The sequence below is a fragment of the Paucidesulfovibrio gracilis DSM 16080 genome (assembly GCF_900167125.1).
GTDB classification, from domain to species: Bacteria; Desulfobacterota; Desulfovibrionia; order Desulfovibrionales; family Desulfovibrionaceae; genus Paucidesulfovibrio; species Paucidesulfovibrio gracilis.
Genome location: NZ_FUYC01000003.1, coordinates 37571 through 49669, shown reverse-complemented (window position 1 = coordinate 49669; position 12099 = coordinate 37571). Strand labels below are relative to the sequence as shown.

The window sequence follows — 12099 nt, the reverse complement described above, 5'->3', positions numbered from 1 at the left end:
TGGGCAACATCTTCAATTTTTCGTTCACGCATCGGTATGAATAACGATTTCCACCCGCCGATTGGCGGTTTCATGTCCCTGTGACAACGTCGGCAATTCCGGAGCATGATCCGACCGCCCCACCACGGTAAAACGTTTCGCAGCCACACCTGCCCCCTCCACAAACCATCGAACCACTTCAGCGGCCCGCGCCGAAGTCAGCTGAAATCCCTCCACACCAGAGCTTTCGGATGAATCAGCATAGCCGATGACGTCCACGTTTCCCTGCGTTATCCGCACGACGTCCGCGACTTCCGCCAAGTATTCCTGGGCCTCCTGACGCAGGGCGGCAGAGCCGCTTTCAAAGAACAATTCTCCACGAAGCGTCACGCGAACTGCCCGTTTTTCCCGCACCACGGAAACCCCGGTGTCTTTGGATTTGTAATACACGCTCGGCCCTGTTTGCGGCATGCCCTGTTCATGAACATTCCGGGCCATCCGTCCAATGGCCACGTCCAATTCACTGACCGGAACACGAACTTCTCCAGGCACGCTTCGATCGCTGAACAACACCACCACGTTCTCGTGTCGGACGGAAAAAACGTATAAAACAACAAACAGTACAAACATGACCATCATGAGGTCAGCCCAGGGTACGGACCAATGGCCGGCATCCTCCTGCTGATACGAAAAAGGAATTCCCCCTTTCGTTGTCCCGACTTCGGACCCGATCAACGTATTCCACTCCGACTGCATGCCACACTCCTTTTCCCCTGCGCGGTGCGTATGTCACCTGTCGGATGCTAAGCAAAAAGCCTACCAACACATTTTAATCTATGATTTCAGTGAGAAAACACCCACCAGCCCCCCCCAAAGCACCCAAAGGGCCAAAAACATGACGCCCTTTGAAACGGTTGACTTGTGGGTCAAAATCGCTACCAATCAACCATGCCTACGAAACACTCCATATACGAAACCATATGCCCTTTGGTGCTCGCCTCTGGCTCCCCCCGACGTAAAGATTTCTTTCAACAGCTGGGCCTCACGTTTGAAAGCGTACCCAGCAGGGCGGCGGAGCCGCGCCCCTCCCCCGGCGAATCTCCAGGGAGCTACGCGACCCGCATGGCCGAACAGAAAGGCCTTGAAGTGTTGGAACGTTGCCCGGGACGGGCTATTGTGGCAGCAGATACCGTTGTTGCGCTGAACGGACTTATCCTGGGAAAACCAGGCGACCAAGACGAAGCCATATCCATGCTGACCCGGCTTTGCGGACATACGCATCAGGTGGTCACTGGCTGTTGGCTGCATTCTCCACACTCGGCGCAACAAACATTTCATGTAACCACCGATGTTCGAATGCGCGCAGCAACACCCGAAGAACTGCACGCCTATGTTGCTACGGGCGAACCCGCTGACAAGGCCGGAGCCTACGCCATCCAGGGCATCGGCTCATTCCTTGTGGAGCATGTCCATGGCTCCTACACCAACGTCGTCGGGTTGCCCCTGGCGCGTGTACTAGAAGTGTTAGTATCTTGGGGGGTTATCGTTCCAAGGCAGGACTAAAAAATCGTACATTCGCGGCATTTTCCAGGCGAAGTCACCACGAGATATAAGAAGCCCTGTTTCATGGGGATATACGTGATGTCGGCACACCAAACCTGATTGGGCTTCGTAATTGCCTTGTGCCGCAGCATGATCCTGCTACAACCGAAGGTGGAAACATTCCTCAAACGGCTGGATGTCACCCGCCGAATTCGAAAAATATCTCGTCATGATGGATGTGGCTTAACTGGTGGTCCACTTTTGTGTGGCAGGATCACTCCCACAGAAGTCCGCACTGAAAAAGCCTGCCGCTGCAATTTTTCAGACCAAGCCCACATGACCAGAGAGCTGAAAAGCTGGTTTGCCATGGCTCCCGGCGAGCTTGCCGCCAACCGGCACAACGGCACAGCCATCCGCCGGGAGTATTTGCAACGGCGGTTAGGACGCTCCGTTAACCGGCGAGCATATTTCGACAAGATAGCCGCTATTATCAGTAACATAAGCTGTGGTCTGCCCCCACGCCTCCTCGCGCACTTCTTGCACTACCGTGGCTCCGGCAGACCGGGCTTTTTCGAGGACAGCAGCCACGTGCTGCGTTTCAAAGGCGATCTCAAAAACCGGGGACGCTGGATCGGGGCTACCGGGCGACTTCCCAAGTTCCGACATGAGGCTACGCGATGAGAAGGACAATGTGGTTTCCCCGGTATCCAGCTCGCCGTAGTCTCCGGACTCATGAAGCATTTTACGCTGAAGGCCGAATACCTGCTCATAAAACTCGATGCTCTGGGTCACGTTCTCAACGTAGAGGATAGTGTACTTCAACCGCATCACATGCTCCTTTGATGTTTGACTGGCAACTGCCACTCAACGGACCTGTTGTTTTTAACAATCGCGACGATACCAAAAAAATGAATCACGTTTACATTTAAAAAAATGTACATAAGAAACATTTTTATTCCGGGACAACAATCTCTATAGCCAGTTTAACGTAGTCCTTGCGGGAGCACAGCACCTTGTAGTCACGATAGCATGCCGCACAATAGTCATGCAGCGCTGCATATTCGCACGTGTACTTTTCCGCAGTAAATTCGTCAAAAAGAAAGATGGTTCCCGGCGTTATGAATCTGTCAAGAGCCATCATGGTATAAAGCGTTGAGGAATACAGATCCGCGTCAAAATGAATGACCAATCTATTTTGTACCGCAAAGCCATCTAAAAAAGGGGGAATAGATTGTTGAAACAGTCCCTTGACAAACGTCGCCCGTGGATCCTCGATGGTGGGGACGGCACCTTTTTGCGAAAACGTACCCTTGGGGGCACCCCGATTCCAATCTTCGGGAAGTCCTTCAAAGGAATCAAATCCAAAGAATCTCGAACTGGCATGTGTATTGATATTGAGCCAATGCGAAAAGCTCACTCCCTGCCAAACACCAAACTCCAGGTAATCAATGGGTTCCTTTTGAATAAACCGGCCATTGATGCATTGGTACAGTACTTGTCTATTTTGGTAGTCAAAATCAAAAAGCAAGGCGTCTTTTGCTCGCGGCAAAAAATGCTCCTGAAAACTTTTTTCTCGGTAATGCCTGTTCCAATCCTCCGGGGAACCATGCGCCAAAAGGCGCACTGCCGCCTCTACAAGGTCGGAAACGGATTGTTCTGTCTGACTTGACATGGGATTCTCCTTCGCATCGATAGCATGTAACAGCGGAACAAATGACACGAAAACCTTCAAAGAGAGAAGAGATTCAAGGCTTACATTTCGGCGTGGCAATGAATCCGCGGAACACATCGGGCAAAAAGGCGAAGGCTATGCCAACCGAAACATAGTTCCGATTCAAAATTTCCACATGTTCAGTTGATACTCAACTCTACTTTTTTTCTCAACGAGAGAATTCTATACCGGGACAGCAACGCAAAGTGCCTCTCCGTACAAAAAAGGCACCACCGATGCTTACCCCACAACAGCACCTGGCGCTAACCTAATAGGGGTATAGGTCAATGCGGTCATCCGTGACGATGGGCAATTCGAGCAAATTCGACACCATAGGCGACAAGCATACCGATATTATTCCACTAAAAATGGTCACGGGGTTCTCACTAGAAATTGTATTGATGACGGGCTATATAAAAGGAACAAAACGAAATTCGCTTTCCCTTGGTGCTACGAGCACCTTGTACGGCATACCGCTCTATCCTATTTGCGAGGAATGAACGTGAAAAAAGTTTACCTGCACGTTGGAGTCAACAAGTGTGGCTCAACATCCATACAGGACTATTTCAAACTCCTGAACATGATGGATATCAATTATAGATACTTCTCGGAAGAATACCGACTCGGTGCAGACATAACGATGAAGTACGGGAAAAGTCCTGTGGTACAAAATGCGGTCAAACTTCGTATCGTCAAAAAATTTGCACAGGCAAAAGAACAAAACCTAGTATTCAGCAGTGAGAACTTCTGGACATTATTGTTCCAGGGTGATGACGACACAACGGACTGGGTCATCCGTAACATAAAGAACCTTTTTGATTTCGCGAAACCCAAAATCCTCATTGTAATCAGACGGCAGGACAAGCTCCTTGAATCTTCCTATTTGTGGCGGCTCAAAGCTGTGAAGAATTTCCGGCAATCTTTCGCTGATTTTTTGAAAGGCATCCAACGAAAAGGCTACGACTTCAACGCCATCATCCAACGTTTTGAATCTACATTCGGTATTGAAAATATTGTTGTAATTCCGTTTGAGCTTCTACTAAGAGACAGCGGCGCCTTTCAAACGGCTCTTTTACATTTTCTGGACATCCAGGTTACTCGTTCCATTGACTTTGAATTTCCTCATCGTAATGTAGGAATCAATGCAGAAGGTGTCGAATACTTGTTACACAGAACAGAAGACATCAAAAGCGACCACGAACAAAAACAACTGCGTGCTTATGTGGAAAGGACGTATCCCAAGACACTTGGAGAAAAACCTATTTTATACAAGGCAGGACAGCGGGAAGAGATCGTAAGCTACTTCGCAAAGTCCAATGCAGAACTTTTTTCAAGATACTCTCTTGACGCCTCGCTATGGGATTGACTTTTACGCCCAAAAACCAAGACACACGACGCAGGCATCAATGTTGCCGACGAATCGCCACCCGTGCAGGCTGCATTCAGTCCCTCCCAAGGGAATATGCAAGGGGGGGGCATATACCGAACACAGCCGATCCCGGCACAATGATTTGCAAAAATAAATGGAAAAAAGCCGAGAACAATCAAACCTATTTTTCACTGGTGGCCAAAAATCCAGCAGCACAGGCAAGTATCATGGCAGTGACACGGCTCTGCAAGTGCGTCAGGCAACGGCGCTGTAGCCAACGGAACGCCTTTGCCCCAAACAACGCATAGGACATGGCGCTACAGGCCTGAACAACACAAAAGCTTGAAGCCAGAATGGCAAAATGCAAAGTGTAGTGTTCCGGCTCGATAAACTGTGGGAAAAGTACGGTAAAGACCAAAATTGATTTAGGATTGGACATACCCGTCGCGTAGCCCATAAAGAAACGGCGGGCCAAAGGAGGCGGAGGCACGCTGCCCACTTCATCGGCAATGGTCACATCGGCATTCCAGTTTCTGACGGCAAGCACCAGAAGGTAGGCAACCCCAACCCATTTGATCGCGTTGAACACGAGACAGGAACTCTGCACGACCACCCCCAGCCCCAGGTAGACAATAAGCATCTGCGTCAGGTAGGCGCTGGAGCCTCCGGCAATGGCGGGCAGGGTCTTACCAAACCCGTTGCGAAGGCTGGTAGACATGGAAAACATGGTCATGGGACCGGGAGTGTAGGCAATAAAAGCCAACAATACGAATGCGGTGATCCAAAGTTCAAAGGACATTTTCTTTCTCCGACACTGCGTTGGTCAGCCTTCCCCCGTTCTCCGGGGTCAGTGGACAAAGCGACCGGCCGAAACCGCAGCCATCCCTGAATTCGTCCCCGCCTGCAAAGCCAACAATTCTTCCACGCTCAAATCCGGCCCGGGCCAGAGCCTTCCGGGGGAACGCCAATGACGCACCAAGGCCTTTGCCTGCTGCAAAGCCGACTCCACAATGTTCACGTATTCATCCCTGGGAAAATGCAACTCCACCTCATGCGCCCAGTCCGGTAATTCTTCTTCCGCGGGCCACCCCATGGGCATACGCAAACGCCACACGATTTCGTCAGCGCCATGCGTCACCATGACGCCTCGATCAATACCTACGCATCCTGGATCACCGCAATTACAGGTAAAAATATAAAATTCACCGGAATGCCCCGCGCTGGAAGCCAATGCCACGGGATCAATCCAATGATACTGTGAATCATGGATATATCCCCCATCCACGGTCAAAAGGAAGTCAAGGTACGCATCCTCGAAACTCTCTTCCTCCAACGCCAGCGTCACAGTGATGGCCAGCTTGTTCATTTGCGAAACTCCTCTCTTCCAACCAACCAGGAAGGCAATTTTGTGCCGGGATCATACCCTTCCGGGCCTTGCTTGCCAACCATGACGCAAGCCATGAACGACGCGGGTTGCCAAGCTGGAACAATTATATTAAACGCACCCTTCCTTTTTTTTCGCAAGATGCTAAACTGGAACTTCCCGGGCCTGTTCAGCACACACGCCAACAAAGTGCATGCCCGAGGGAGCCATTCAGGAGGAACCATGCAAGGAACCATTCTTTTCAGCACCCTGATCATCTTTGGTGCCGGTTTGTCTTTGGCATTGTTGCGCCGCCTCAAATCCCGCGGCAAGCACTGTACTGGTCGCATGCCGATCGACCTGGATTTCGACGCCGCCAAATCGCGCGAGCAAAACAGGACGTAGTTTCTTTGCCCCTGCGACACAAGCCCTTGCCTCGATCCCGAATTTACGGCACAAAAGAGGCAGTCTGGATCGCTTCCGGATCCCGGTCACCAAGGGAGGAGCATGTCGCATCTCACCATAGGCAAGACCCTGCTTTTGCAATGCGCCCATTTTGAAGAACGCCACTTGGCGGTTTTGGTAGGAATGGAACGCGGCAAACGTCTTGTAATCTATGCTGACCTGCCTCCCAAAGCCCTGAACGAACTTCAAAAAAACCCTGCGATACAAATCCGCTACGCGCACGAGGGTACACTCTACGGATTCGATACTCTTCTGCTGAGTCTGCCGACGGCTCCTGGCCAGCCCCTCTTTCTGACCTATCCCCAAGACATCCAGGACTGCGACCAACGGCGGGAAAAACGGTTGATCTGTAATTTTCCAGCCCGGCTTGAGACAAGCCAGGGGGAACAGCCCTGCCTCGTCCAGGATGTTTCGGCCAGTGCCGTGCGGGTTGCCCTGCCGCCGGACAAAAAAAAGGCGCTCCTTTTTGAAAAAGGAGAGCCAATGCGCCTGAACTTTTCCGTTATCTCCCCCCACAACAGCTTTGCTTTCCATTGCGATCTATTGCGGGAATTCATGATCGGCGGCCGTCGCTTTGCTGTGCTGATGCTCCGGCAGGACGACCACACTTCGCACGCTCTGCTCCAAAACTGGGTGGAAGACGCGTACGCCAGTCCGGTTCCGCCCAGTTGCTACTAACAACGAAAGCGGAACAGCATTTTATCCATCCCCCGTTCAGCCCAAGGATCCCAAGCCTTCCGGCGGATCTTGTTCCGTATTCCAAACGGGCGGGTCCGCCTTGAACCGCGCCAGCTGCTGCATGTCTGGAGGAGTACGGGCATCAAACCACCCACAGGCCCGATAATACCGTAAATCCTCCCGCCAAACCTTCAAAAAGTCACGGTGTCCTGGCAATTTGCTTCGAAACGTAAACGGGTTTTCAATCATATTCAGTATGGGCTTGAGCAGCACCGAAGGGTCGCGGAAACATTCCCAGTCACATTTTTCACAAATCTGACGACGGTCCAAAGCGGACAAATCAAGATCCCACATTTTCCCCAACGATTCGCCCCCCCGATAGCCGCAAGGGTAAACGTTTCGATCCGCCGCATTGACGAAGAAAAAATCAATACCGCCACGGCAAGGAAACACGCCCTTATCCAGCCCGCATTGCTGACGCATTAAAGCCAACAATGCGCTACGCGGCGTAAAAATTCGCAGACGATCCCGGTAAAATGGAATAACGTCGTACAAAGCCCGAAACATGGCGGCCTTTTCCTCTGGCGTAAACCGGATCAGCCCCTCCGTGGATGTGGCCGCATACACCGCTTCATTCTGTTCCCCGCCCGTATCCAGGCTCATGGGATAACACGCGTTCACTATAGTGATGCCCAGTTCGGCCACCATGGAATAAAAACGATGAAATGCGATGCGAAACGCCTCGGTGAACCGATCCCGATCAAAGGGAACGCCAGCGTCCGGCACCACCCCCCGTCCTCCGGTCAACCTGTTGATTCCAAGATTGGCCGATACATACAGTCCTCGGTCATGAAAAATTGGTACCGCTTTTCGGAGTCCTTCCACCATACCGGGCAACCCCCGATTCTCCTCATGTACTTCAGGTACGGCGGAATCAAGACTCACCCAAAAAGTGTTCAGTGGGCTATCGGCCAAGACATCGGCCAACCGCTCCATACGGTCCCTGAAATCCGGTCGGTCATGATGCCGAAACATATAGCCGTTGGTGCCGGTACGAATATAGCGAATTCCAGCGGCACCAGCATAACGGGATAACTCCGCAATGTCCCGGGCGTAGAGCATAGGCTCGCCGCCAGTAAAGGAGATCGAGGCCACACCTCGTTCGGCCATGGCATCGATCAGACGGCGGACGTCATCCTTGGAAAGGGTGACGCGTGGTGCGGCATTGGTGACCCGCATTCCGCACTGGGCGCAACGGGCGTTGCAGCGTGTGGTGTACTGCACAACCACCTGACCGGGAGCGCGTTTGCAGATCAACCGGCGCCAATAACCAAGATGTTGTAAAGGAGAAGGACTCATGGAGCCAGGATACGCCCCGCGAGCCAATACGAGATGAACAAGTGGTGACGATCAGGCGTCAAACAGGCAACAATCCACCCACGTTCCCTGAACAGAACGCCTTTCAGAAGGATGGAGCGAAACAGCCGGTCAATCGCGATATTGCCGCTGAATGGCGAACACGGAGTCTATGTTGTCCATAAACAAATCAAGCAAATCGGGATCAAAGTGGGTTCCCCGGCCTTCCCGCATGATGCTTAATGCCTTTTCATTGGAATACGGCTGCTTATACGGCCGTCGGGAAGTCAGGGCGTCAAAGACGTCCGCCACGGCGCAGATGCGGCCATACAAGGGAATATCCTCGCCGGCCAAACCTCGCGGATAACCGGAACCGTTCCACTTTTCATGGTGGCTCAGCGCAATGATGCGCCCCTGTTCAAGATACACCGAGGATGGGGAGTCCAGTATGCCTGCGCCAATGACGGTATGTGTTTTCATGATGTCCCATTCCTCGGGCGTCAGCGGACCCGGCTTCAAGAGAATGGAATCCGGGATGCCTATCTTGCCGATATCGTGCATGGGACTGGCATGCAGCACCAAGTCCACCTCTTCCTTATCCATCCCGAGCTTTTCGGCCATGAGCGCACAATACCGGCTCATCCGCTCAATGTGCTGAGCGGTTTCCTCGTCCTTGTACTCCGCAGCCTGGGATAGGCGTCGCAACGTTTCAAGGTGAGCTGCGACCGTGGCGGCCTGCGCCTCCTCGAGCGCCTGCGTCCGTTCGGCCACCAACCGCTCCAGGTTGTCCTGATAGCGCATGACCTGGTCGTGATAGCGCTTCAGTCGCAAATGAGCATCCAACCGGATACGCAGTTCCGTGGCGTCCACCGGTTTGGTAATGAAATCACTGGCCCCGGCGCTCACGGCATCAAGCCGGTCCCGCTGGTCTGAAAGAGCCGTTGCCATGATCACGGGGAGATCCTGATACCCCGGAATCTTGCGAATGCGGCGCACCACCTCGAAGCCGTCCATATCCGGCATCATGACATCAAGCAGCACCAGATCGGCCTGGTCGAGCATTTCCAAAGCATCATGCCCGGAATCCGACAGCCGGTAATCATACCCGAAACTTTCAACAAACCCTGAAAGTACTTTGAGATTGATTTCCTCGTCGTCCACGATGAGGATCACCAGCCGCCGATCTGAATCATTCATATGCCTTTACTCCAGTCGAGAATCATCCTTTTCTATCGATTACTCGCGTGAGAGGCAAGGCGTCAAGAAAGGGAATCACAAAGAACAGCAGAATTCCGGCATGCTAACCACTTCGCCGCGCTGAATAAACAGCACGCCGTCGCTCACGGCTTTCAGCCAGTTAGCATCATGGCTGACCACCACCAAGGTGACCCCCCACTCGTCTCTGGCCAGCAACGCGGCATCCAGGAGGCGCTGGGCATTGTCAGGATCCAGGCTGCTTGTGGGTTCATCCAGCAACAACACATCCGGTCGCAGCACCAACCGAGCAGCCAGGGCCACACGTTGCGCCTCGCCGCCGGAAAGCGCTCGCCAGGAGCGATGCGTAAACAAACTTGCAGGCAACCCAACCATTTCCAACGCCTCTTCCACGCGGTGTTGCAGGGTCCGTTCGTCCAGCCCGCCACGAACCCGCAGTCCATAGGCTACGTTGGCAGCAACGGAACGGGTCAACAAATACGGCTCCTGGGTCAGCAGGGTGATCCGCCGCCGCGCCCTGGCCGACGGTAAGTCGGGCTGGCTTCGGTACACCACCCGACCGTGAACAGGCGTTTCCAAAAACGCCAAAAGGCGAAGCAGCGTGCTCTTTCCCGATCCATTGTGTCCGGAAATCCCGAGAATGCACCCTTCCGGGATGCGCAGTTCCGGTATTTGCAAAGCTGTCCGACCAGCATATTCCTGCCGCAGATGACAAAGCTCGAAGACCTGATCACGCTTCATTGCCGTGCCGTCCTTCGAACACCCGCAGCCAGCAGATTCACCAGCAGGGCGATGAGCATGAGCACCAATCCCAAGGCCACGCCCATGCCGAATTCCCCCTTGCCTGTTTCCAAAGCAATGGCTGTCGTGATGGTCCGGGTATGCCATTTGATATTGCCGCCCACCATCATGGAAATGCCGACTTCGGAAACGATTCGCCCATAGGCGGCCATGGCCGCCAAAGCCACGGCAAACCGGGCCTCCACAAGCGTGGTCAACAGCACCTGAAAAGGAGACGCTCCCAACGTGAGCAACGTCTGCCGCAACCGCCGGTCCTGCCCTTCCACGGCCGTTGCCGTCATTGCCATCACAATGGGCAAACCCAGCAGCGTCTGGCCCACGGCTACGCCCTGGATACTGAAAAGCAAATTCCAGGAGCCAAGCGGTCCCTGGCGTGAGATGAACGCGTAAACCAGCAATCCGATCACGACGGTAGGCAGACTTAAAAGCGTATCCACCAGCAAACGCGTGACCCGTTTGCCGGGAAACTCATAATACCCCAGGGCAAACCCCAGCGGGGCGCCCAAGAGGAGACTGCATGCAATGGAAAGAGAAGAAACAGCCACCGTGGTACGCACCGCAGACCACGTCTGCGGGTCTCCCAACCAGAGTAGTCGAAAAGCTTCTAGAATTCCCTGGGCAATAAAATCCATGGAACGTCGGCTCCGCAATCATGGGAAAGACAGGAGGAACTCCCCCGGAGGCAATCAAAAAAACGCGGGAGAGCAAACACTCTCCCGCGCCACAGTCTCTAGTCAGCGTTGGGAATGAACAGCTTTTGACCGAGCATACGGAAATCAGCAATGTCCGTCTGGGTCTTTTCCGAGGCCATCCACTCCGCGAACGTGGCCGCCAGATCATGGCGGGCATCCGGGCAATGCTTGGCATCCAGCAACAGCACACTATACTGGTTGAAGAGCACTTCGTCGCCTTCCACCAACACCTTCAGAGGCGGATTGCCGTCATTGCTGGCGGAGTACTTAATGTACGTTCCGCGGTCGGTCATGGTGTACCCACCCAATTCCTCAGCCATTTTAATGGTGGCGATCATGCCTTGTCCGGACTGGACATACCAGGCTGCCTTGTCCGGCACGGCCATACCAGCGGCCTTCCAAAGCGATATTTCCTTTTTGTTGGTTCCGGAATCATCGCCACGGCTCACAAACTTGGTTTGGGATTCCGCCAACGCGGCCAGCGCATCGGCCACCTTCATACCTTTGACCTTACCAGGATCCGATGCGGGTCCAATAATCACGAAATCGTTGTACATCAACTGACGCCGTTCACTGCCGAAACCGCTATCGATGAACTTCTGTTCCGCGGCCGGGGCGTGAACGAGGAGCACGTCAACGTCACAATTTTGCCCCATCTTCAAGGCTTTACCGGTCCCGATAGCGGTCCATTTCAACTCGATCCCGGTATCCTCTTGGAACTTCGGAGCCAGATAATCCAGCAGGCCGGTGTTGTCTGTGCTGGTAGTGGTGGCCATCATCAGGCTATCCGCCTGGGCGGCGGTTGCAGCAAAGAGGCACAAAATCATCATCAAAGCCAAAACGCGGACATGCTTCATTGTATCCCTCCAAACATGTTAGAATTTACATATTTTGTGGGATAGCATGCCCGGGGGAGAAGTCAATCAAA

14 protein-coding genes are annotated in these 12099 nt (G+C 53.2%); 4 read left to right on the top strand and 10 right to left on the bottom strand.

All coding sequences use genetic code 11. The features are described from left to right. Positions 1 to 24: 24 nt before the first annotated feature. The gene (locus B5D49_RS04505) at positions 25 to 735 is read right to left on the bottom strand and encodes an OmpA/MotB family protein (RefSeq protein ID WP_078716488.1); all 711 of its coding nucleotides are present in this window, start codon (positions 733 to 735) and stop codon (positions 25 to 27) included. 192 nt (positions 736 to 927) lie between these two features. Here B5D49_RS04505 and B5D49_RS04500 point away from each other — a divergent pair, with 192 nt between their 5' ends. Continuing rightward, positions 928 to 1542, top strand: a complete 615-nt coding sequence (locus tag B5D49_RS04500) for a Maf family protein (RefSeq protein ID WP_078716487.1) — start codon at positions 928 to 930, stop codon at positions 1540 to 1542. Between the two features lie 417 nt (positions 1543 to 1959). On the opposite strand, the gene B5D49_RS04495 is transcribed toward B5D49_RS04500, so the two are convergent. Both B5D49_RS04495 and B5D49_RS04490 read right to left on the bottom strand, forming a co-directional pair. Then, positions 1960 to 2349, bottom strand: a complete 390-nt coding sequence (locus B5D49_RS04495; RefSeq protein ID WP_078716486.1) for a VOC family protein — start codon at positions 2347 to 2349, stop codon at positions 1960 to 1962. A 124-nt stretch (positions 2350 to 2473) separates the two neighbouring features. Further along, positions 2474 to 3241 carry a TylF/MycF/NovP-related O-methyltransferase gene (locus B5D49_RS04490; protein ID WP_159447129.1) on the bottom strand — a complete coding sequence of 256 codons (768 nt, stop codon included), beginning with the start codon at positions 3239 to 3241 and terminating at the stop codon, positions 2474 to 2476. Positions 3242 to 3734: 493 nt separating this feature from the next. On the opposite strand from B5D49_RS04490, the gene B5D49_RS04480 reads away from it, so the two are divergent. Next, positions 3735 to 4598, top strand: coding sequence for a hypothetical protein (locus B5D49_RS04480; protein WP_078716483.1), 864 nt, complete (start codon positions 3735 to 3737; stop codon positions 4596 to 4598). Positions 4599 to 4782: 184 nt separating this feature from the next. Here the strand turns inward: B5D49_RS04480 and B5D49_RS04475 are convergent, their stop codons facing one another. Together B5D49_RS04475 and B5D49_RS04470 are read right to left on the bottom strand one after the other, a co-directional pair. Beyond that, positions 4783 to 5400: a LysE family translocator gene (locus B5D49_RS04475; protein ID WP_078716481.1), complete on the bottom strand. Its 618-nt coding sequence runs from the start codon at positions 5398 to 5400 to the stop codon at positions 4783 to 4785. Between the two features lie 48 nt (positions 5401 to 5448). Further along, entirely contained in the window at positions 5449 to 5967 is a 519-nt protein-coding gene (locus B5D49_RS04470) for a hypothetical protein (protein WP_078716480.1), read from the bottom strand. Positions 5968 to 6207: 240 nt separating this feature from the next. On the opposite strand from B5D49_RS04470, the gene B5D49_RS14830 reads away from it, so the two are divergent. Both B5D49_RS14830 and B5D49_RS04465 read left to right on the top strand, forming a co-directional pair. Further along, positions 6208 to 6369: a hypothetical protein gene (locus B5D49_RS14830; protein WP_159447128.1), complete on the top strand. Its 162-nt coding sequence runs from the start codon at positions 6208 to 6210 to the stop codon at positions 6367 to 6369. A 102-nt stretch (positions 6370 to 6471) separates the two neighbouring features. After that, a complete protein-coding gene (locus B5D49_RS04465; RefSeq protein WP_078716479.1) occupies positions 6472 to 7107 on the top strand; it encodes a PilZ domain-containing protein in 636 nt (211 codons plus the stop codon). Between the two features lie 36 nt (positions 7108 to 7143). Here the strand turns inward: B5D49_RS04465 and B5D49_RS04460 are convergent, their stop codons facing one another. The 5 genes from B5D49_RS04460 to B5D49_RS04440 form a co-directional block, all read right to left on the bottom strand. Continuing rightward, entirely contained in the window at positions 7144 to 8466 is a 1323-nt protein-coding gene (locus B5D49_RS04460; RefSeq protein ID WP_078716478.1) for a radical SAM protein, read from the bottom strand. A 129-nt stretch (positions 8467 to 8595) separates the two neighbouring features. Then, on the bottom strand, positions 8596 to 9660 hold the full coding sequence (locus B5D49_RS04455; RefSeq protein WP_078716477.1) for a response regulator: 1065 nt from the start codon (positions 9658 to 9660) through the stop codon (positions 8596 to 8598). A 75-nt stretch (positions 9661 to 9735) separates the two neighbouring features. Next, positions 9736 to 10419, bottom strand: coding sequence for an energy-coupling factor ABC transporter ATP-binding protein (locus B5D49_RS04450; protein ID WP_078716476.1), 684 nt, complete (start codon positions 10417 to 10419; stop codon positions 9736 to 9738). Beyond that, the gene (locus B5D49_RS04445) at positions 10416 to 11111 is read right to left on the bottom strand and encodes an ABC transporter permease (RefSeq protein ID WP_078716475.1); all 696 of its coding nucleotides are present in this window, start codon (positions 11109 to 11111) and stop codon (positions 10416 to 10418) included. Before B5D49_RS04445 ends, B5D49_RS04450 begins: the two co-directional genes overlap by 4 nt. 98 nt (positions 11112 to 11209) lie before the next feature. Further along, complete coding sequence (locus B5D49_RS04440; RefSeq protein ID WP_078716474.1) at positions 11210 to 12028, bottom strand: ABC transporter substrate-binding protein; 819 nt, start codon at positions 12026 to 12028, stop codon at positions 11210 to 11212. Between the last annotated feature and the right edge of the window lie 71 nt (positions 12029 to 12099).